Here is a 19,666-nt window from a genome sequence, read left to right as displayed (position 1 = left end):
CAAACTGTCCAACGGCTCAAGCAGCTCAGCGTGAGCCGGCTGGCAGGAGTCCTTCGCGGGCGGCGTCGGCCTTGTCCACTTCCTCCAGTGCGATGCCCTTGGTTTCCTTCAGGCTCAGCACGGCCACCGTGGTGATGGCGCAGGCCACCACGAGGTAGATGGCGGTGGGCACCCAGGAACCGGTGTCCTTGAGCCACTGGGTAGCCAGGAGCGGGGCCAGCGAACCGGCGAAGATGGAGGTGACCTGCGAGCCCAGGGAGACGCCCGAGTAGCGCATCCGGGTGGGGAAGAGCTCTGCCATGATGGCGGGCTGGCCAGCGTACATAAACGCGTGCAGGCACAACCCGATGGTCACGGCCAGAACGATCACCACTGCATTGCGGGTGTCGAACATGGGGAAGGCGAAGAACGGCCACGCCGCGCCGGAGATGGCGCCGATGAGGTAGACGGGCTTGCGTCCCAGCCTGTCCACGAGCCGGCCCACCTGCGGGATGACCAGGAAGTGGATGACGTGGGCGATCAGGAGTGCCAGCAGGAGCGAGGAGGTGTCGTATTTGTGCACGCTCTTGAGGTAGACGATCGCGAAGCTGACCACCAGGTAGTACATGATGTTCTCCGCGAAGCGCAGTCCCATGGCCTGCAGGATGCCTTTGGGGTACTTGCGGACCACCTCGAAGACGCCGTAACTGACGGCCTGCTCCTTTTCCACCAGCGCCTTGGCCTCCAGGAAGATGGGGGCTTCGGTGACGTGCGTGCGGATGTAGTAGCCGACGAAGACGATCACTGCGGAGAGCCAGAACGCCACGCGCCAGCCCCAGCCCAGGAACGCCTCAGGACTGAGGGCCGTGGACATGATGAACAGCACCAGCGTGGCCAGCAGGTTGCCCACCGGAACTGCGGCCTGGGGCCAGCTGGACCAGAAACCGCGGGAGGCGTTGGGGCTGTGTTCGGCAACCAGGAGCACCGCGCCGCCCCATTCGCCACCGAGGGCGAAGCCCTGGATAAAGCGGAGGGCAACCAGCAGCGCCGGGGCCAGGTAGCCGATGTCGGCGAAGCCCGGGAGGCAGCCCATCAGGAAGGTGGCAACACCGACGATGATGATGGTCAGCTGCAGCGTGGGCTTGCGGCCCAGCTTGTCGCCGATCTGGCCGAAAACGATGCCACCGAGGGGGCGGGCCACGAAACCCACCGCGTAGGTGAGGAAGGCCTGGATGATGCCGTCCAACTCGTTTCCCGTGGCCGGGAAGAAGTACTTCCCGAACACCAGGGTTGCGGCGGTGGCGTAGAGGAAGAACTCGTACCACTCCACCACCGTGCCCACCATTGAGGCGGCAACAATCTTTTTCAGTCCGGACCCTTTGGGGGCGGATCCGGCGGCATTATCTGCCGAGCGCTGTTCTACGCTCATTGGGTTTCTCCTTAGTGTCCACTCTGACACGTGCTGTGATCTCCAGCACTAATGGCTCCACTGAGTATTACTGCACAAACATGCACCTACAATGACCAATCCGGCACCAACCATGTGCACAATTGCAGATATGAACACCAATCCCGATGACCTGCTGGTCCTGCTCGCAGTCTCCCGGTCCGCTAAATTTACGACGGCGGCACAGGCCCTGGGCCTGAACCACACCACTGTTTCGCGCAGGATAGCAGCGCTCGAGAAGGCACTGGGCGGCCGGGTGCTGGCCCGTGCGGCCGGCGGCTGGGAACTGACGGAGCTCGGGACCGAGGCCGTCCGCGTCGCCGAACAAGTGGAGGCTGCGGTGAGTGCGCTGGGACCGTCAGGGAAGGCACCGGACCCCATTGCCGGCGTCGTACGCATGACGGCGACTGACGGCTTCAGTGCCTACATCGCGGCCCCGGCCGTTGCCCGGCTGCGCCGCGACCACCCGGGGCTGACCGTTGAAGTGGTGACCATGACCCGGCGGGCGCTGCAGCAGCGTTCGGGCTTGGACATCGAAGTGGTGGTGGGCGAACCGCAGGTCCACCGCGCCGAAGCCGTCCGGCTGGGTGACTACATGCTGGGGATGTACGCCTCGCGCGCCTACCTCGAGGAGAACGGGACGCCTGCCAGCGTGGCGGAACTGACGGAACACCCGCTGGTCTATTTCGTGGATTCGATGCTGCAGGTCGATGACCTCGATGCACCGCGCCGGCTGGTTCCGGCGATGCGGGACGGGCTGACGTCAACCAACGTTTTTGTCCACGTAGAGGCAACGCGGGCCGGTGCGGGCATCGGGTTCCTGCCCTGCTTTATGGGTGACCTGCACGAGGACCTAATCCGGCTGCTACCCGGGGATTTCGCCGAACTTCTTCCCTACTGGATGGTGCTGCGGCCTGACTCGATGCGCCGCCCTGCCGTGGCCGCTGTTGTCCAGGCACTGCGGGACCAGACGGCAGCGCACCGGGAAAAACTGCTGGGCCGGGGCAAAACCCCATCGAGTGCTCCGTAAACGCCGTTTTGGGCGCTCAAAAGGGCGCTTACGGAGCAATCGATGGGGAAACCGGGTCGTGGCGCACCGGTGACCCGGCGGCGAAGGCGCGCACCTGGGCGTCGTTCCAGATGTGCGCCGGGACAGCTCCGCCCAGGAGCCGGCGGGCCAGCTTGGGGTCGCCGTCGAGCGGAGTGTCGCTGCCGGCCATCACCATGTTTCCGTAGCGGCGGCCCTTGAGCATGGCGGGATCGGCGATGATGAGCGTGTGTTCGAAGGCGGCCGCGATGGTGGCGGCGTCCTCCCGCGCGTTCTTGAGGTCTGGGGCATCGCCGGAGTTGACCACGTAGATACCGCCCGGGGCAAGGACCCGCTTGATGTGCTCGTTGAACTCGGCGGTGGTGAGCGGCCGGGGCGTCAGCGCACCCGCAAAGACGTCACGGATGATGAAGTCGCGGGTGTCCGGCGTCAGCGTCTCGGTGACCTCGCGGGCCTCTCCGACCCTGATCCGGAGCAGCGGGGCCTTGGGGAGGTCGAACCAGCCGCGGACGTACTCCGCCAATTTGCCGTCGAGCTCCACCACCACCTGACGCGCATCCGGGTAGGCCGCGTGGAAGTAGCGGGCCAGGGAACAGGCCCCGCCGCCCAGGTGCAGTCCACGCAGCCGGTGCGGCCCGCTCTCCTTCGGCCCGCCCTTCCCGGACGCTGGTGGCCAGCGCGATTCAATCAGCGCCGCCATCCAGCGCATGTACTCAAAATCGAGGAAGAGCGGATCGGCGAGGTCGATGTGGGAACTCATGACGCCGTTGATTTTCAGCAGCCAGCCGTTGGAGTTGTCCTGGTCCGCGATGAGCTCGCAGTCGCCGGTATCGATGTAGTAGACGCCCTCGACGGGGCCCTCCGGCCGGGTACCCTTGGGCACCTCGATGACTCCCGCTGCCGGACGCTGGCTGTTCCGGCCGCCTGACTTGCCGCGTTTCGCCATTATCCGTGTGCCGCTTCAGTCATGGCTCAACATTAGTTGACTGGCACGCAGGAGCGGCGTCCCTACTGGACTTGCCTGGCTCCCTCGCCCGCCCTGATGCGTCTGACCACGGCCGTGGTGGAACGTTCGGCCACGTAGTCCAGGATGGCCACCCGACCGCCGCACTCTTCCACCGCACTGGCCTCCTCCAGCATGTCCGCAGTGTAGTCACCGCCCTTGGCGTACACCTCGGGCTTGAGCCGCCGGATCAGCGGGCTGGCCGTGGGGGTGTCAAAAACCGTGACATAGTCCACGCAACTGAGCGCGGCAATGACTGCAGCCCTGTCCGCCTCGGTGTTGATGGGACGGTCCGATCCTTTGAGCCTGCGCACTGAGGCATCGCTGTTCAGGGCCACCACCAGGATGTCGCCCAGCTGTTTGGCCTGGTTCAGGTAGCGCGTGTGGCCCTTGTGCAGCACGTCGAAGCAGCCGTTGGTCAGCACGATCCGCTGGCCCTGGGACCGGTGCGCCTCCAGCTCCAGGGCAAGTTCGTCGATGCCGAGGGCCGTGTCCGCGAAGCTCGCCAGGTACCGGCCCAATTGGGCGGTGCTGCACACCGACGTGCCCGGCTGGTGCACCACCACGTCCGCAGCGGCCTGGGCAAGGTCCAGGCTTGCCGTCAGCGGGAGGCCTGCCGAGTGGGCCAGGGTCAATGCCGCAACAAACGTGTCTCCGGCCCCGGAGGCCTGCTTCTCCGCAGCGGGCCTGGCCCAGGTCCGGTGAGTCCCGCCGTCGGCCGGGAACAGTACCGTTCCGTCCCGGTCCAGCGTCACCACCACCGCACGCGCCCCGGTGGCAGCGCACAAGGCATCGCGGTGCCGGGCCACGGCGGCCACCCGATCCGAGCCTTCCGGCAGGCGCACGCCTAGCAGGCGGCTGGCTTCCTGGGCATTGGGCGTGGCGAGGTCCGGCCGCAACGGCGCCCAAGGGCGGGGATCGTGGGCATCCACCACCGTCAAAGGCCGGGGAACCGCCGTTCGCAGGCCGCCTCCATGCGCGCCGTTCGGTTCCGCAGGCCCGCCGTGGTGTCCGGGCCCGCCCAGCGCCTCAGTGAGGGCCTCGCGGACCGGGCCGGCCAGGACACCCGTCCCGTAATCGCACACCATCACCGCGTCCTGGTGCCCGACGGCGGCACGCACCGATGCGGCGAGCGCCGCCAGCGCATCGGCCGGGACGGTTTTGGCTGAGTCGTCGATCCGCAGCATCACCTGGCCGCCGCTGCTGATCCGGATCTTCGTGGTGGTGACCATGTCCGGATGCGTGTGGAGATTCCGGACGTCAATCCCGGCATCCTGAAGCTTCCTCCGAAGCGTTGTCCCGGCGTCGTCCGTTCCGATGATGCCGGCCACCGACACCCTGGCCCCGAGCGCCGCGAGGTTCATGGCGGTGTTGGCTGCACCGCCCGGGACGAAGTCGCGGGTGGCCACGTCCACCACCGGGGCCGGCGCCTCCCGGCAGAGCCGCTCGATGGTTCCGCTCCACCAGCCGTCCAGCATCACGTCGCCGATCACCGTGATGGCCGGCCGTTCGGCGGCGAGGCGGCGGGGCAGCCATTCGGAGAGTCCCCGCTGGCTGGAGAGGTCGTCGGCGTCGGCGTGCAACGGGCTCATCGCTGGTCCTCTACAGATGGCGCCCGTTCCCGCAGGGCCCGTTCCACCAGTACCTGCTCGGCCGGCACGGGCTCCGGCAGCGGTTCGTCGGGCAGTTGGAGGGCGAACGGAGGTGGAGCCGCCACATGCACCACTTTCACCCGGGTGAACTCATCGAGCAGCTCGGGGCCGTAGCCAAAACCCTCGCCGCTGGCGCCCCGGGGCTGGGCCGAACCGCCCGGCGCCCCGCCAAACACCTCGTTGATCTTCACGGTGCCCACCGGAAGGGCGGCAATGGCCTGCTGGACATGGGCGATACTCCCGGTCAGGACCGTGGCGGCCAGCCCATAACGGCCGCTGCCCGCGAGCCGCAGCCCTTCGTCGAAACTGGGGACCACCTGGACGGCAGCCACAGGGCCAAAGGTTTCCTCCGTCATCACCTGCATGCTGTCGGTGCAGCCGAGCAGGACAGTCGCCGGGTAAAAGGCACCGGGCCCGTCCGGAATTGATCCGCCTTCCACGGCGTGGGCTCCCTGCTCCAGTGCCTCGGACACCTGGGCGTGGACGGTGCCACGCAGCCTGGTATCCACCAATGGAGCCACGGTCCCGTTGCTGTTGCGGAGCGCCGCTTCGGCTTCCAGCGCAGCGCAGAATTCGGACGCGATGGCCTCATGGACGTAGATCCGTTCCACCGATGTGCAGATCTGTCCGCTGTTGCTGAAGGCGCCGATGGCCGCCTGCTCGGCCGCCCACGCCGGATCAACGTCGCGGTCCACCAGCAGTGGATCGTTCCCCCCGTTTTCCCGGAGGACGTGGGCTCCGGACTGGGCGGCCGCGTGGGCGATCCGCTCCCCGGATGCAGTGGAACCTACGTGGGCAAGGACGTCGACGGCGGCCCGGGTCAGGGCTTCTCCCACCCCCGCCCCGCCGGACACAGTCAGGAGGACGCCCGGCGGAAAGGCCGGCGCCAGCACTTCCCCGAGGGCTTCACCGAGGCGTGGGCAGCGCTCGCTCGGCTTGTGCACCACAGTGTTGCCGGTGACCAAGGCTGCGCCAATCAGGCCGCACGCTACCGCTACGGGATCGTTCCAGGGAGTGAGGAGAACGGCAACGCCGCGGGGCTCGGCCACCGTGTAGTCCGAGGCGGTCCGGCTGCCCAGCAGGCTGTGTCCGCGGTGCACCGGGCCCAGCTCGGCGTATTGCTCCAGGGTTGAGACGCCGGCGGCTATCCCGGCCAGGGCTTCTTCGAGCGGGCGTCCGGTTTCACTGCTGTTGAGGCCCGCCAGTTCCTGCGCGGCGGCCTCGAGTGCCCGGGCAGCGGCACGGAGCGCGGCACCCCGCTCCGCCGGGGCGACGCCGGCCCACGGCCCGGCGGCGCTCCTGGCCACCTCGACGGCGTGACTCACCGCTTCGGGCCCGGCCTCAGGGACGGACCACAGGAACTCCCCGGTGCGCGGATCGCTGATAGCCAGTCCGGAGCCGTCAAGGGTCAGGTTAGGGGTGGTTGTGGGTGTGGCGGTCGTATGCATGGAACTCCTCCGTACGTACTTCTCCTTGGAGTCCCGTACCCCGGGGGCGGATGTTTACACGGTGGAATCAGGGCAGAATTGCGCCCCTAGCCAGCTGGGCCAGGCGTCCGTAAGGTGGCAGCACGCGAAGGCGCAGGCACAGGCATAGGTACAGGCATAGGTACAGGCACAGAAGGAGGGCAGCATGGATGAGACCGCCAGGGGCGTCGGGCCGGTGCTAGGCAAATTCCCCGGGGTCTCGCGGGTCGCAGTACTGCGCGGCGGCGGCTTGGGGGACCTGATGTTTGCCCTTCCTGCCGTCACCGCGTTGAAGAAGGCGTACCCGGGCTGCACCGTGACGCTCCTCGGGACACCGCTGCACGAATCCCTGCTCGCCGAAGTCCAGAGCGCGGTGGACGATGTCATGGTGCTGCCCTTCGCCGAAGGAGTGCGGCCCGGCACCGAGGACGCGTCCGCCGTCGACCGGTTTTTCCTCGACGCCCGCGCCCGGAAGTTCGACCTGGCGGTTCAGTTGCATGGCGGGGGACGGTTTTCCAACCCGTTCCTGTTGCGGCTGCAGGCCCGGCACACGGTGGGGTCCTCGACGCCGGATGCGGTCCCCCTCGAACGGACCCTGCCATACACCTACTACCAGCACGAGCCAATGCGCGCCCTGGAAGTTGCCGGCCTGGCAGGCGCTGCACCAGCGGCCCTTGAGGCACAGCTTGCGCCGCAGGAGAGGTTCGTGACACCGCTGCCTGACACCCTCGGCGCGGCGTTGCCAGCCGCCGGTACTCCCGTACTGGTGATCCATCCGGGCGCCAGCGATCCCCGCCGCCGCTGGCCGGTGTCCAGTTTCGGGGCGGTTGCCCGGGCAGCGTCCGACGACGGCTGCCGGGTCCTGGTGGTGGGCGACCGGAACGAAACCGGGCTGGCGGAAGCAGTGGTGAGTGCCGCCGTCGGGCCTTCCGCCGGAACCGGTTCAGGCACCGCAGCGTCTGCGGTTTCCGTGTCCTCCGTGGCAGGGAAGCTGGGGCTTGGTGAGTTGGCCGCGCTGCTGGCCCGCGCCGATGTGGTGCTGGCCAATGACAGCGGACCGCGGCACCTGGCGCAGGCGCTCGGTACAGCCACAGTGGGGATCTACTGGGCGGGGAACGCCCTCACGTCCGCTCCCCTGGGCCGCGGCCGGCACCGGCTCCAACTCTCCTGGACAACGCACTGCCCCGTGTGCGCGGCAGACGTGACGCAGGTGGGCTGGACAGCGCCGCGCTGCCCGCATGACGAGTGCCTCGTGGCGGGTATCGGGCCGGCCGAGGTTTACCAGGACGTTCGCAGCCTCTTGGGAACTTAGGGCCAGGAGCCCTCCTCGGCGTGGCAGATCAGCATCTCCCGCACCTCGCAGCCCTGCGGTTGGGAGAGCACAAACAGGATGGCTTGGGCCACGTTGGCCGGGCTGTTGAGCCGGGAGTCGTCCTGTGGTTTGTACTGCTCGGTCCGGTCATCAAAGAAGTGCGTGTTCATGCCGCCGGGGATCATGGTGGTGACACCGATCCGGCCGCCGGTTTCAGCGGCGAGCGCGTGGCTGAAGCCCACCACGCCGAACTTGGAGGCGCAGTAGGCCGTGGCGTCGGCCACCGCGCGTTTTCCCAACGTGGAGGCCACGGTGACCACCCTTCCCCGCGATTCCATCAGGTAGGGCAGCGCGGCGCGGACAACAGAGACTGTGCCCAGCAAATTGACGCCGATCACCTTCTCCCATTCGTCGGCGTCGACGTCCGCCAGCTTGCCGCAACGGTCGATGCCCGCGGCCGTGACCACTGCTTCAAGGCCGCCCAGGGACTCCGCGGCCTCCCGCACGGCCTGCTCCACGGCCAGGCGGTCTGCGACGTCAACTTCGAAGGCTTTCACTGCGGAGACAGTGCTGATGTCCCGGTCAAGGACCACCGGGGTTCCGCCCGCCTTCAGGACGGCGTCGACGACGGCGGCCCCCAGTCCGGAGGCCCCTCCGGTGACCAGGACGCGGCCAGGCCAGGGTGTCTCTGTGTTCATGGTGTTCCTTTCGGTTGAGTTTCAGCTGACCTTGCCCAAGGCTTCGGCCAGGCCCGTTGTGGAACGGGCCGGGTGGTAGGGGACCGTAACGCAGCGGCCGCCCCAACTTTCCACGAGTTCGGCCTCCGGCAGCCTGGCATTTTTGTAATCGCCGCCCTTCACCCAGATGTCCGGCCGCAGCCGCTCCAGGGCGGCCTCCGGGGTGTCCTCGTCGAAGATCATGACAGCGTCCACGCATTCCAGGGCCAGCAGCAGTTCGGCGCGGTCCTGTTGGTTCATGATGGGCCGTTGCTCACCCTTGAGCCGGTGGACGGACGCGTCCGAATTCAGGCAGACAACAAGGCAATCGCCCAGTTCACGGGCGGCCGTCAGCGATCTGACGTGCCCGGCGTGCAACAGGTCGAAGCAGCCGCCAGTGGCCACCACTTTGCCGCCGTTCTCCCGTACGCTGCGGGCCAGGAGCAGTGGTTCGGTGGTGCGGTGCCTGCGTTTGGCCGGTCCTGCCGGCTCCGGCAAGGACGCCACTCCCCCGGCAGCAAGGAAATCCGCGGCTTCATGGACGGCGAGGACGGCGGAGTCCTCCAGGTCCCGGCCAGCCAGCAGGTGCACTGCCAGGCTTGCGGCGAGTCGGTCCCCTGCCCCACAGGGATCTGCCGGCTCCACCCGGGGTGCCGGGACGGGACGCGGGACGCGGTCACGCTGCCGCAGCAGTGTTGCCCCGTGCTCGCCCGTGGTGACCAGGACAGCGCGGCTGCCCCACTGGTCCAGCAGTATGCCCGCCACCTTGGCCGCCCCATCGGCGGAGGCGGCTCCGGCGAACCCGTCACCGAGGCTCCCAGCCGCTTTGTGGGCTTCAGCAAGGTTGGGAGTGACGACGGCGACCCCCGGCACGGGAGCGGCGCCCGCGGGGTGCGGATCCCACACTATGGGCACATCCTCGGCCAGCCTCGCCAAAAGCTCCCGGAGCTGCGGGTTGGCCGCCAAGCCACGGCCGTAGTCAGCGACAATGATGGCGCTGGCCTTTTCCACGGCCCGCAGCATGGCGGGCGTCACGTCCGGCACCGGGACCCTCCCACAGCCCTGGTCGAACCGGACCACGGGATGTGTTCCTGCCCGGACACGCGTCTTGACCGGCGTCGGGAAGCTGCTGGGACCGGCCGCCAGGCGCACGCCCGCGAGCGCCGCCTCCAACTGGCGCCCGGCGTCGTCATCCGCCAGCACCGTGACAAGGGTGACCGGCCAACCGTCGCCCGCCAGCATCCGGGCCACCAGACCGGCTCCTCCCGCCCGGCGCTTCACGCCGGTGACATCAACCACCGGCACCGGAGCGTCCGGGCTCAGCCGGGTGGCATCGCCGGACAGGTCAACGTCGAGGAGCACGTCCCCCACCACCACGATTCTCATGGTTCAACACCCCACTCCGCTTCCGTTCGTCCCTCCTGGAGACCCGTACTCCGCCGGCGCACCTCCAGGTCAAATGCCCGGCAGATGGCGTGCAGTGCAATCAGGTGGCCCTCCTGCGCGTTGGCGTTGAGGGCATCGATCGTCACTGCCTCATCGCAGGCGTCGGCCAGGGGATTTGGCCCCGGGCCGGTCAGTGCCCACGTGGTGACGTTGAGGCGGTCGGCCGCTTCCACGGCGCGCAGCAGGTTGGGGCTCTGGCCGCTGGTGGAAAGCAGCAGCAGGACGTCCCCGGAACGGCCGTGGGCGCGGACCTGCCTCGCGAACACGTGTTCGTAGCCGTAATCGTTGGCGAGGGCAGTCAGCGCCGAGCTTTCGGCGTGCAGCGAGATGGCCGAGAACGGGGCGCGCTCGCCGTCGAACCTGCCCACCAGTTCAGCGGTCAGATGCTGGGCCTCGGCGGCCGAACCGCCGTTTCCGGCCGCCAGGAGCCGCTGGCCGCAGAGGAGGCGCTGCGCCAGCTCCACGCCCCAGGCCGCGAGACGGCCGGATTGGGCCCGGAGCGATTCCAGTGCCGGAACCACGTTGTCCAGGTGCGCTTGCACCGTGTGCAGCGATTCAGCGTCCGCGGACTCCGTGTCCGCTGCCTCCACCTCCAGCACTTCCAGTCCCGGCAAAGCGGCTGGAAACGCGAGGGCCTGAATGTCGGCTTCGCGGATGGACCATTCGGCGGTCACAGCGCTGCCCCTTCCATTCCCAGGGTTGCAGGCAGTTCCGCCATGGCCAGCTGGTAGGCCTTCTCCGTTTCCGCGGCAACCCGGTCCCAGGAATACCGGGTCCGTGCACGGACCTGCCCGGCAGCCCCCATTTCTGCGCGGAGACCGGGGTTTGCCAACAGGATGGCCACCGCAGCGGCGATGGCCTCCGGATCCCGGGGCGGTACATGCAGTCCGGTGCCGTGATCGAGGACGGTGTCCTGCAGCCCGCCCACTGCAGCCGCCACCACCGGCACTCCGCACGCCATGGCTTCCAGTGGAACGATGCCGAACGGTTCGTACCAGGGCGTGCACACGACGGCGTCGGCGCTGCGGAAGATTCCGGGCATGTCGCCGCGCGGCACCTGACCACGCAAGGTCACTTGGCGCGCAACGCCCAGCCCTTCGGCGAGGTCCAGGAGGCGCCGCACTTCCGGATCGGCATGAAGTACCCCGGGCTCGGCGCCGCCGCCCACGATGAGGAGTTCGACGTCGTCGAATCCCGCCTCGGCCAGCTGCGGGAGCGCACGGATCACCAGGTCCACGCCCTTGCGGGGTACCAGCCGGCCAACCGAGAGGATCCGGTGGGTCCTGGGCCTCGGAGCGGGCGGACCGTCCGCGGAAAAGAGCCCCAGGTCCACCCCACACGGGGCGATGGACACTTTTCCGGTGTCGATTCCCATTGCTTTGAGTTCGAACACTTCGTCGGAGCAGGTGGCAATGATCCTGTCCGCGGACCGGCCCACTGAGGGTTCCAGCCAGCGACGCTGCGGCGGGCTGGTGTCCTCGCTGCCTTGATGCCTGCGTTTGACGGTTCCGAGCGCGTGGAAGGTCTGGACGACCGGAATCCGGTACTCGGCATCATCCCTTCTGGCAGCCCGACCGGCAGTATCCCGTGGAGACGTATCCCGTTCTGCCGAGTCCTGTCCGCCGATCCGCCCGACCGCTTCGAGGGCCGCGAGCCCTGACATCCAGAAGTGCCCATGCACCACGTCCGGCGGCAGCCGGCCCCAGTCCTTGGCCATGCCCGCCGCGAGGTCGTCCATGAACGGAAGCAGCTCATCTTTGGGCACATGGCAGGGGGGCCCGGCGTCCACATGCACCACTTCCAGCCGGGGCCCTGCCTGCACCCTCGCCGGCAGGTCGTCCGCGTCCCGCCGCGTGTACACGGTCACGCTGTGGCCGCGCCGGGCAAGGGCCTCTGACAGCGCGGCGACGTGGACGTTCTGCCCGCCGGCGTCCACCCCGCCCAGTGCGGCCAGCGGGCTGGCGTGCTCGGAAACCATCGAGATCTTCATGGGGTGTTCCTCTCTCGCGCCGGAATAAGGATCTGCTCGTCCAGACGTGTGGTGTGGGGGTGCCGCTTTCCGTTCGCGGCGGCCGGGGTGCGCAGGTCCGCGAGGACCTCATCCCAGCGGTTCAGAAACTTGGTGAGGCCATAGCGTTCCAGCGCCGCCTCCCGGGCGGCGAGGCCCCGCCGTCGCGCTTCTTCCGGGTTGGCGATCAGGCGGCGGGCGCAGCAGAGCAGTTCGCCGACGTCGGCGGACACCGCGCCGGCTTCCGGCGGCACCGCGCGCGGCGCCTCGGTGGCCGCCAGGGCCAGGACTGGCATGCCCAGGTGCATGGCCTCCAAAAGTGACAGGCCCAGGGACGTCCACCGCATGGGGTGCAGGTAGACCCGGCAGCGGGCCAGTTCGCGGTGCAGGTCACGGGTCCGGAGGTCCCCGCGGGCAGTCAGCCGGGAGTCCTCAACGCCGATGGCGCCGCCCAGGCCTTCCGTTTCCATGCCGAACACCTGCAGCGGAGCCACCGCGGCGAAAGCCGGAAGCAGGTCCGTCCCTGTCACCCGGCCCCGCCGGACCGGTTCGTTGACCACCACTCCGAGCTCCGGAAGCTCGCCGGTGTAGAGGACCCCGGGATCCGGGATGCCATGTTCGATGACCACTGTGGGAGCGCGGCCGCTGTCCCACGCCAGCCTGTTGAAATGAGTGACGTGAACCACGGCAATATCACCCTGATCGGCGAGCGGATGCCGGGTGAACGGGAAATCGCCCTTAGGGGTGTTGTGCTCCACGTAGACGGCCGGCAGCCCAACCCCCGGACGCCGTGCCAGGGCCCTGGCAACCTCGGCGACTTCCCCGGGCCTTTGAAGCACGACGGCGTCCACACCATCGGCGTCAAGGTCCGCCAACGTTACCTCCCGCACGGAATCGGGCCAGTCCCTGCCCGCGCGTCCCAGCCCCCACGGCCCGCCCTCCGGGAGGACCGGCAACAGGTACTCGTGGCGGCCGCGGACAAAAGCGTCGGTCCAGGACCCGTGCACATGCCACAGAAGGATCCTCATCAGCTTCGCGCCTTTCTGCGGGTACTGAGGTGCGTGCTGAAGGACGAAACTCCGCCGATCAGCCGCTCCACTGCCTGGACAACGTCCTCGGGTGAGACCGAACTCAAGCACGGGTGGCCAGGCACCGGGCAGACCCGCGCCCGCGTGAGCCGGCAGGGCGCGTCCTGATCGCCCAAAAGCTCCAGCGGGACGCCATACGGGGCCCATTGCACGGCCGGAACTACGGGGGCGAAGAGGCAGGCCACGGGCGTACCCACGGCTGCCGCGAGGTGCGCCGGCCCGGTGTTGCCCGTGACCACGGCGTCCGCCCCGGCCAGGACGCCGGCGAGCGTTGGCAGGTCCGTGCGGCCACCCAGGTCAAGGGCAGAAGGGCCGGCGACGGTAGCGGTCAGTGACGTTTCGGAGGGGCCGCCGGTCACCACAACACGGTGTCCTGCGCCTTCCAAAAGTTCGACGGCGGCGGCGTGGTGGAGGGGAGGCCAGGCCCTGGCGGGGACGGCGGCGCCGGGGTGCACCACCACGTAGCGGCCCTCCCCCACCAGGTCCGAGACGTCCGGCGGTGCTTTCACCCGCAGCTTCCCATCGTCCCCGGCCGGGAGCCGATGGCCGGCGGCGCGGGCGATGCCCAGGGCCCGTTCCGCCTCCGGTTGTTCCTCCGGGAAATCCTCGCCGGGCCGGAGCCTGACATCCAGGAGCGAGCCCGCATAGTCGGTTGATGCACCGGTGATGTGCTTCACGCCGCCCAGCCGCAGCAACAGGGCCAGCGGCAGCGGAGACTGGTGGAAAGACGTCAGGATCACGGCGTGGCTGATCCTGGAATCCTTGACGTAGTTGATCAGGCGTTCAGCATGCGGCCCCGTCATGGCGGGAGCCGGATTCATGATCCAGGGGCTGTCCCACGTGTAGATCTCAGTGACCCCGGGCAGCAGGGACGCTGCCGCTTCACCCTGGCGTCCGCACAGCATCACCACGTCATTGGGCTGTCCCCCGCCAGGCTGCCAGCTCCCTCGCTGCGGCCCATGGGCCACGGCGCGCACAGCCGGCCCCGCGAGCAGGACGTCACCGGCACTGTCCAGGCGTGCCACCAGGACCCGTGCCATCAGGCCAGCTCCAGCAGCAGGCGGACTGCTCCGGCCAAGTCCGGTGCCACCAGCCGCGCGCGGGATACTTCTTCCGGGCGGGTCAGCGGAGTGGGAACCAGCACACCCACGGCACCGGCGGCTTCGGCAGCCTCGACGTCTGCGCCGATGTCCCCGATCAGCGCTACCTCGGACGTTTCCAGGCCCAGTTTCCGGCAAGCGCTGTACACCATTCCGGGAGCTGGCTTGCGGCAGCCGCAACCGTCACCGTCCATATGTGGGCAGATCTCCCAGACGTCGAAAGGCCCCAAGAGCTGCTCCACCCTGGCGTTGACCTGATCCACCTGCGCCTGTACCAGCAGCCCCCGGCCCAGGCCGGACTGGTTGCTGACCACCCCCGTGGACAAGCCCTTCCGGCGGACGGAATCGAGGACGGCCTTGGCATCCGGCATCGGCCGGACCAGGGCCGGCTCGCCGTTGTAGGGCACATCGACCACCAGCGTGCCGTCCCTGTCGAAGAGGACAGCCCGGATCTGCGGAGTTTCGGAGCTTCCCATACCCACCTAGTTCCCCCCGGCCCAAGCTCCTAAACAGCCAAAGCCAATCTCAAGGGCCAACGTCCTTTCCGCGGGGCTAGACTCCTGTGACACGGCAGCGCCGCGGGTGCTGCAGGGGAGGTGGAGCAATGGCCATTCCGACGGCGGCACCTGGCGGCCGGCCGCAGCTGCTGGTGCTGCGCGCACTCGCCCTGGGTGATCTCCTCGTGGCCGTGCCCGCCCTGCATGCCTTGCGTAAGGCTTTCCCGGAGCATCGCCTGCTGTACGCGGCCCCGGAGTGGCTCGCCGGCGCCGTCGGGCTGGTGGGCGGATTCGAGCTTCTCCCGATGGCCAGCTTGGAGGCCCCCCTTCCCTTCAAAGCCGGCGATGTGGACGTCGCCGTGAACCTTCATGGCAAAGGTCCGCAGAGCAGCGAAGTGGTGCACGCCCTCGGCGCCCGGACGGTCCTGCAGCACAGGGGACCCTACGGCGACGGACCCGAATGGATCGAGGACATGCATGAGCGGGAGCGCTGGACGCGCCTGCTGCAATGGCATGGAATCGCCGCCAACCCCCTGGAATGCGGACTGCTTCCGCCGCCTGTGCCGACCAGCTTTCCAGGTGCCACGGTGATCCACGTGGGAGCCGCCTTTGCAAGCAGGCTTTGGCCGGCGGACCGGTTCGCCCAGGTGGCCAGGCATTTATCAGCAGGCGGCCATCAGGTGGTGCTTACCGGCAGTGCGCCAGAGCGGGAGCGGGCACTTGAGGTCTGCCGGCTGGCGGGGCTTCCCGAAACTGCTGTTGTGGCAGGCGGCCTGGACCTGCCGGCTTTTGCCGCCTGCGTGGCCGGCGCGCGGCTGGTGATTTCGGCCGACACCGGCGCTGCCCACCTGGCATCCGCCTACGCACGGCCCTCGATTGTGCTTTTCGGGCCGGTAGGACCAGAACGGTGGGGGCCGCCTTCGGGGCCTCACGTGGTTTTGACCCGCGCGGAACTGCGGCGTGGAGACCCTTTCGCTGACCGTCCGGATCCCGCCCTCCTCGCTGTCTCCGCCGGTGACGTGCTGGCAGCGGCGGAAAGGCTCGAATCCACATAGCTGCTTTCCTGCAACCTTCTCTGCAGCGCCACCAGGACACGGGCAAGCCGACGGGACACCTGCATCTGGGACATCCCAAGCCGCTCCCCCAGTTGGACCTGGGTCTCTTCGCAGAAGTACCGCCGGTACAGCAATTCGCGGTCCGCAGCATCAAGATCGGCCATGGCCTCCCGCAGGCAGGCCAGTTCCTCCAGACGCTCAAGCGGCGCGTCCGAAGTAGCCAGGATTTCAGCGATCGGCTGTGAATCGTTGTGCGGGTTGACGGCGTCGAGTGAGTCCGGGTGCATGCTGGACGAGGCACAGATCGCTTCCAGTACGTCGCTGGGTTCCGCCCCGAGTTCCTCCGCGAGTTCGGGGATGCTGGGTGTCCGGCCGAGCGACTGGGCGAGGTCGGGCTCCACGCGGTATAGGCGCGTCCGGAGGTCCTGGATGTGGCGTGGCGGCCGAACCACCCAGCTGCGGTCGCGGAGGTACCGTTTCAGCTCGCCGCTGATGGTGGGGGCAGCGTACGCCGGGAAGCTGTCGCCTTTGGCCTGGTCGAAACCCCTCGCTGCTTTGACCAGGCCTAGGTACGCAACCTGGTTCAGGTCGGCACGCTCCCGGCCCCTGGCATCGAAGCGGGCGGCCAGCGCCTCCGCGAGGTCCAGGTACTTCACGACGAGGTCGTTTTCGAAGGTCTCACGGAGTTGTCCGCCCTTCGATGTTGCCCCTTGCGGGCTTCGCTGCACTGGTGGCGGCGGAAAAACGGGTTGTTCCAAGGCAACTGCGTTGAGAAAATCGGGCATTGTCGTGGGTTCCCTCGGTCTGGGTCCGAAAGCCTGCGGCAAGACTTAGAAGTAGGAAATCATAAGGCTGCTTATTAAACAATGCTTCCGGATATAGGCTCGATGTGCAGGCCGAGCCAGCCATCCACACGAAGGGAGAACTCTCGATGCGAATTGCCGTCACCGGAGCCAGCGGCAATGTGGGGACCGCGCTCCTGCGGAATCTCCAAGGCCAACTGGAAACAAAGCCCGGAACACTGGAACTCGTCGGCATCAGCCGCAGGCTTCCCAACACCGCACGGGCACCCTACAGGGGCGTGGAGTGGCACACTCTCGACATCGGCGTGGATGCCGATCTTCCGCTGCTTCGCACAGCACTGGCGGGTGTGGATGCGGTGGTTCACCTGGCCTGGCAAATCCAGCCAAACCGGGACTTGGAGCAGTTGCACCGGACAAACGTCACCGGGACGGCCCATGTCCTGGAGGCCGCCGGACAGGCAGGCGTGGGGCAGATCGTATGTGCCTCATCGGTGGGCGCCTACAGCAAGGCTCCCAAAGACCGCAGGACGGACGAGTCGTGGCCTGCCACCGGGATACCAGGTTCGCACTACAGCAGGCATAAGGCCGAACAGGAGCGCCTGCTTGATCAGTTTGAGGCCGTACATCCCGGGATCAAGGTGGCCCGGCTTCGGCCCGGCCTCACTTTCCAGCGGAACGCCGGCAGCCAGATCGGTGGCTATTTCCTGGGTCCGCTGATTCCGCGGCTGCTTCCGCGGCGGTTGAAGGTTCCCATCCTGCCGGCCCCGGACGACCTGATCTTCCAGGCCGTCCATGCAGACGACGTCGCTGAGGCGTATTGGCGCGTGCTGGACCGACGCGAGTCCGGGGCCTTCAACATCGCCGCCGAACCCGTCGTCACGCCGCAGGAATTGGCCAGGCTGGTGCACGCGCGCAGGATCCTGCCCATCCCCATGTCCCTGCTCCATGGCGTGGCCGCGCTGACCTGGAAGCTTCGAATCCAGCCCACGGACGCAGGATGGATTGATATGGCCTCCGGCGCCCCGGTCATGGACACCGGACGGGCGCGCCGGCTGCTCGATTGGGAGCCCAAGACCTCTTCTGTCGACGCGATCGCGCAAGTGCTGGACGGCATGGCAACGGGGGAGGGAGTTGCTCCCTCCCCCGCACTGAAGCCACGGGACTAGCTACCCGGAACTAGATCCCCGAACGCGGATTTTCGCGGTCTGCGTTTGCCTCGTCCCTGCGGATTTCCTCCCTACGGGCCGCGTCGGCGCCAGCCACGTCGGTCCGGGCGTCGCCGGTGCGGGGAGCCGCCGTGCGCGCATCATCAGCGCGCGCGTCGGCGGGGCGAGAATCGGCAGCGCGGGCGTCATTCCTTGGTGCCTCACCGGCCATGCGCGTATCAACGTCAGGGTCGACGGCGTCGGCCTTGCGCGTGTGATCTGCCACGTCATTCCGGAGGGATTGTGCGTCAGCGGCCCGCTTCTCCGCTTCCTGGCGCAGCCTTGCCGCTTCCACCTGGGCCTGCTCGGCGTCGGCCCTGGCACGCGTAGCCCGGGCCTCGTTTTCGCGGGCGTCCAGTTCAATGTCCTCGGCCTTGCGACGGATCTCTGCCGCCTTTTCACGGTGCGATTCGTCCCGTTTTTGCTGGATTGCCTTGCGGCGCTGCCCCGTGACCAGAACTAGCACAACAAGCACCACCACAACGATTGCAATGACCACCCAAACCCATGGTTCCACCGCCACCCACCTCTTCCTACGTAGTTACCTCAGCCCCGGCGGATACCTCGTCAGACAGGGTTGCCGGAACATGCATAAAACTTAATTACCAAGGGTACTTACCTTATGTTAGTAATCATGCTTACTATTTTACGGCCAGTATCGCTGGTTCTTGATCAACAACCGGCCTTCTTGGAAAGAGAGAGCAAAAGATGACAGAGAACCAATGGCCCGAGGACACAACCAACACCGTCCCCCCGGCCAATCCAATGAGCACTGGAGAGCGGAGCGCCACCACCTTCCCATCCGCTGCGCAGCCCACTCCCCCAACGGGCAACGCCTATCCCGCCTCTGGCGATGCCGCCGGAACGTCCCGCAAGGATGCTGTGAAGGACGAGGCGAGTGACGTCGCCCGCACCGCGAAAGACTCTGCGCAGAACGTGGCTGAGACGGCAAAGGCTGAGGCCGCCAACGTGGCCTCCGAGGTCAAATCCAACGCCAAGGACCTCCTCTACCAGGCCCGCTCCGACCTCACCCAGCAGGCCGGGACCCAGCAGCAGAAAGTCGCCGATGGACTCCGTTCCATCTCGGATGAACTGCATGCCATGGCGCGGGCCTCAGACCAGCCGGGAGTCGCCAGCGATCTGGTCCGCCAGGTTGCTGAACGCTCCACGTCCATGGCGTCATGGCTGGACGGCAGGGATCCGGGATCACTCCTGAACGAAGTCAAATCCTTCGCCCGGCAGCGTCCCGGCACTTTCCTGCTTCTTGCAGCAGGCGCCGGAGTCCTCGCAGGCAGGCTCACGCGCAGCCTGAGTGCTGGCGCACCGGAGTCAGGCACGACGCCGGCACGCAGCACCGGCGGCTACGGCACCGGTGAATACAGCTCGGGGGCAAACGGCTCACCCAGCCCCTACGGCAGCCAGTACGGCGCCGAAAGCTACAGCGGCGGCCCGGGTGGCTACACCCCGTCCGGCGGTGCAGTTCCGCCGCCACCGGTCCAGGTTCCCGGACCGGCCACCACAACGGCAGGGCTCGACGGCGGGGCTCCCGGTACAGCCGGACAATACAGCCCGGCCGGCCACAGCTATCCCGGTGCCTCCACAACGGCCAGCCCGCTGGACAGCCCGCAACTCGTGGAAGAGCCGTGGTCAGGCAACCAGCTCGCCGACGATCCCCTCCGGGATCGGGACCTTGCCGATGACCCCATGGGCAACGACCCCCGCACTAAGGACCGTTCCACGGACGGCCAGACTGGCAGGCCGTGATGAGCAGCCAGATGCCGGAGACTCCTGCGTCAGCGGCGCATGCGAAGGCGGATAACACGTCCCTGGGTGACCTGCTT

The 19,666-nt window shown here is 67.8% G+C and carries 17 protein-coding genes and 1 pseudogene; 5 read left to right on the top strand and 13 right to left on the bottom strand.

Annotated elements, in window-relative coordinates; all coding sequences use genetic code 11:
• Window positions 1-25: 25 nt before the first annotated feature.
• Complete coding sequence (locus V9L17_RS20620) at window positions 26-1,408, bottom strand: MFS transporter (protein ID WP_337349080.1); 1,383 nt, start codon at window positions 1,406-1,408, stop codon at window positions 26-28.
• A 130-nt stretch (window positions 1,409-1,538) separates the two neighbouring features.
• Here V9L17_RS20620 and V9L17_RS20615 point away from each other — a divergent pair, with 130 nt between their 5' ends.
• Window positions 1,539-2,456 (top strand): LysR family transcriptional regulator, encoded by a 918-nt coding sequence (locus tag V9L17_RS20615; protein WP_337352719.1) that lies wholly within the window; start codon window positions 1,539-1,541, stop codon window positions 2,454-2,456.
• 28 nt (window positions 2,457-2,484) lie between these two features.
• Here V9L17_RS20615 and V9L17_RS20610 read toward each other — a convergent pair whose 3' ends face one another.
• From V9L17_RS20610 to V9L17_RS20600, 3 genes are all read right to left on the bottom strand, one after another.
• A complete protein-coding gene (locus V9L17_RS20610; protein WP_337352718.1) occupies window positions 2,485-3,420 on the bottom strand; it encodes a spermidine synthase in 936 nt (311 codons plus the stop codon).
• Window positions 3,421-3,482: 62 nt separating this feature from the next.
• Window positions 3,483-5,069, bottom strand: a complete 1,587-nt coding sequence (rfaE2, locus tag V9L17_RS20605) for a D-glycero-beta-D-manno-heptose 1-phosphate adenylyltransferase (RefSeq protein ID WP_337352717.1) — start codon at window positions 5,067-5,069, stop codon at window positions 3,483-3,485.
• Window positions 5,066-6,577 carry an aldehyde dehydrogenase family protein gene (locus tag V9L17_RS20600; RefSeq protein WP_337352716.1) on the bottom strand — a complete coding sequence of 504 codons (1,512 nt, stop codon included), beginning with the start codon at window positions 6,575-6,577 and terminating at the stop codon, window positions 5,066-5,068. Before V9L17_RS20600 ends, rfaE2 (V9L17_RS20605) begins: the two co-directional genes overlap by 4 nt.
• A 184-nt stretch (window positions 6,578-6,761) precedes the next feature.
• Here V9L17_RS20600 and V9L17_RS20595 point away from each other — a divergent pair, with 184 nt between their 5' ends.
• Window positions 6,762-7,907 (top strand): glycosyltransferase family 9 protein, encoded by a 1,146-nt coding sequence (locus V9L17_RS20595; RefSeq protein WP_337352715.1) that lies wholly within the window; start codon window positions 6,762-6,764, stop codon window positions 7,905-7,907.
• On the opposite strand, the gene V9L17_RS20590 is transcribed toward V9L17_RS20595, so the two are convergent.
• From V9L17_RS20590 to V9L17_RS20560, 7 genes are read right to left on the bottom strand one after another with little or no spacing between them, the layout of a single operon-like run.
• The gene (locus V9L17_RS20590; RefSeq protein ID WP_337352714.1) at window positions 7,904-8,605 is read right to left on the bottom strand and encodes an SDR family oxidoreductase; all 702 of its coding nucleotides are present in this window, start codon (window positions 8,603-8,605) and stop codon (window positions 7,904-7,906) included. The two genes, V9L17_RS20595 and V9L17_RS20590, sit on opposite strands and share 4 nt — an antisense overlap.
• A 21-nt stretch (window positions 8,606-8,626) precedes the next feature.
• Window positions 8,627-10,009: a D-glycero-beta-D-manno-heptose 1-phosphate adenylyltransferase gene (rfaE2, locus tag V9L17_RS20585; protein ID WP_337352713.1), complete on the bottom strand. Its 1,383-nt coding sequence runs from the start codon at window positions 10,007-10,009 to the stop codon at window positions 8,627-8,629.
• On the bottom strand, window positions 10,006-10,743 hold the full coding sequence (locus V9L17_RS20580; protein ID WP_337352712.1) for a D-sedoheptulose-7-phosphate isomerase: 738 nt from the start codon (window positions 10,741-10,743) through the stop codon (window positions 10,006-10,008). The genes rfaE2 (V9L17_RS20585) and V9L17_RS20580 overlap by 4 nt, the downstream gene beginning before the upstream one ends.
• Window positions 10,740-12,059 (bottom strand): glycosyltransferase, encoded by a 1,320-nt coding sequence (locus V9L17_RS20575; protein ID WP_337352711.1) that lies wholly within the window; start codon window positions 12,057-12,059, stop codon window positions 10,740-10,742. Before V9L17_RS20575 ends, V9L17_RS20580 begins: the two co-directional genes overlap by 4 nt.
• Window positions 12,056-13,105, bottom strand: a complete 1,050-nt coding sequence (locus tag V9L17_RS20570) for a glycosyltransferase (RefSeq protein ID WP_337352710.1) — start codon at window positions 13,103-13,105, stop codon at window positions 12,056-12,058. The genes V9L17_RS20575 and V9L17_RS20570 overlap by 4 nt, the downstream gene beginning before the upstream one ends.
• Window positions 13,105-14,205, bottom strand: a complete 1,101-nt coding sequence (locus V9L17_RS20565) for a glycosyltransferase family 9 protein (protein WP_337349091.1) — start codon at window positions 14,203-14,205, stop codon at window positions 13,105-13,107. The genes V9L17_RS20570 and V9L17_RS20565 overlap by 1 nt, the downstream gene beginning before the upstream one ends.
• On the bottom strand, window positions 14,205-14,741 hold the full coding sequence (locus tag V9L17_RS20560; protein ID WP_337349092.1) for an HAD-IIIA family hydrolase: 537 nt from the start codon (window positions 14,739-14,741) through the stop codon (window positions 14,205-14,207). The genes V9L17_RS20565 and V9L17_RS20560 overlap by 1 nt, the downstream gene beginning before the upstream one ends.
• Window positions 14,742-14,869: 128 nt before the next feature.
• Between V9L17_RS20560 and V9L17_RS20555 the strand changes: the two are divergent.
• Window positions 14,870-15,805: pseudogene (locus V9L17_RS20555) on the top strand (glycosyltransferase family 9 protein); the annotation flags it as partial.
• Here the strand turns inward: V9L17_RS20555 and V9L17_RS20550 are convergent.
• Window positions 15,691-16,602, bottom strand: coding sequence for a sigma-70 family RNA polymerase sigma factor (locus V9L17_RS20550; protein WP_337349093.1), 912 nt, complete (start codon window positions 16,600-16,602; stop codon window positions 15,691-15,693). The pseudogene V9L17_RS20555 and the gene V9L17_RS20550 overlap by 115 nt on opposite strands.
• Window positions 16,603-16,748: 146 nt before the next feature.
• Between V9L17_RS20550 and V9L17_RS20545 the strand changes: the two genes are divergently transcribed.
• Window positions 16,749-17,786 (top strand): NAD-dependent epimerase/dehydratase family protein, encoded by a 1,038-nt coding sequence (locus V9L17_RS20545; RefSeq protein WP_337349098.1) that lies wholly within the window; start codon window positions 16,749-16,751, stop codon window positions 17,784-17,786.
• Between the two features lie 10 nt (window positions 17,787-17,796).
• On the opposite strand, the gene V9L17_RS20540 is transcribed toward V9L17_RS20545, so the two are convergent.
• The gene (locus V9L17_RS20540; RefSeq protein WP_337349094.1) at window positions 17,797-18,348 is read right to left on the bottom strand and encodes a hypothetical protein; all 552 of its coding nucleotides are present in this window, start codon (window positions 18,346-18,348) and stop codon (window positions 17,797-17,799) included.
• A 185-nt stretch (window positions 18,349-18,533) separates the two neighbouring features.
• Here V9L17_RS20540 and V9L17_RS20535 point away from each other — a divergent pair, with 185 nt between their 5' ends.
• Window positions 18,534-19,589, top strand: coding sequence for a hypothetical protein (locus V9L17_RS20535; RefSeq protein ID WP_337349095.1), 1,056 nt, complete (start codon window positions 18,534-18,536; stop codon window positions 19,587-19,589).
• Window positions 19,590-19,666 lie beyond the last annotated feature (77 nt).

The sequence above is a fragment of the Pseudarthrobacter sp. CCNWLW207 genome (assembly GCF_037203945.1).
Lineage (GTDB): Bacteria > Actinomycetota > Actinomycetes > Actinomycetales > Micrococcaceae > Arthrobacter.
This window is presented reverse-complemented; position numbering and strand designations above follow the sequence as displayed.

Coding starts and splice junctions, on each gene's coding strand:
- V9L17_RS20620 (WP_337349080.1), bottom strand. CDS start 1,408: ATGAGCGTAGAACAGCGCTCGGCAGATAATGCCGCCGGATCCGCCCCC.
- V9L17_RS20615 (WP_337352719.1), top strand. CDS start 1,539: ATGAACACCAATCCCGATGACCTGCTGGTCCTGCTCGCAGTCTCCCGG.
- V9L17_RS20610 (WP_337352718.1), bottom strand. CDS start 3,420: ATGGCGAAACGCGGCAAGTCAGGCGGCCGGAACAGCCAGCGTCCGGCA.
- rfaE2 (WP_337352717.1), bottom strand. CDS start 5,069: ATGAGCCCGTTGCACGCCGACGCCGACGACCTCTCCAGCCAGCGGGGA.
- V9L17_RS20600 (WP_337352716.1), bottom strand. CDS start 6,577: ATGCATACGACCGCCACACCCACAACCACCCCTAACCTGACCCTTGAC.
- V9L17_RS20595 (WP_337352715.1), top strand. CDS start 6,762: ATGGATGAGACCGCCAGGGGCGTCGGGCCGGTGCTAGGCAAATTCCCC.
- V9L17_RS20590 (WP_337352714.1), bottom strand. CDS start 8,605: ATGAACACAGAGACACCCTGGCCTGGCCGCGTCCTGGTCACCGGAGGG.
- rfaE2 (WP_337352713.1), bottom strand. CDS start 10,009: ATGAGAATCGTGGTGGTGGGGGACGTGCTCCTCGACGTTGACCTGTCC.
- V9L17_RS20575 (WP_337352711.1), bottom strand. CDS start 12,059: ATGAAGATCTCGATGGTTTCCGAGCACGCCAGCCCGCTGGCCGCACTG.
- V9L17_RS20570 (WP_337352710.1), bottom strand. CDS start 13,105: ATGAGGATCCTTCTGTGGCATGTGCACGGGTCCTGGACCGACGCTTTT.
- V9L17_RS20565 (WP_337349091.1), bottom strand. CDS start 14,205: ATGGCACGGGTCCTGGTGGCACGCCTGGACAGTGCCGGTGACGTCCTG.
- V9L17_RS20560 (WP_337349092.1), bottom strand. CDS start 14,741: ATGGGAAGCTCCGAAACTCCGCAGATCCGGGCTGTCCTCTTCGACAGG.
- V9L17_RS20550 (WP_337349093.1), bottom strand. CDS start 16,602: ATGCCCGATTTTCTCAACGCAGTTGCCTTGGAACAACCCGTTTTTCCG.
- V9L17_RS20545 (WP_337349098.1), top strand. CDS start 16,749: ATGCGAATTGCCGTCACCGGAGCCAGCGGCAATGTGGGGACCGCGCTC.
- V9L17_RS20535 (WP_337349095.1), top strand. CDS start 18,534: ATGACAGAGAACCAATGGCCCGAGGACACAACCAACACCGTCCCCCCG.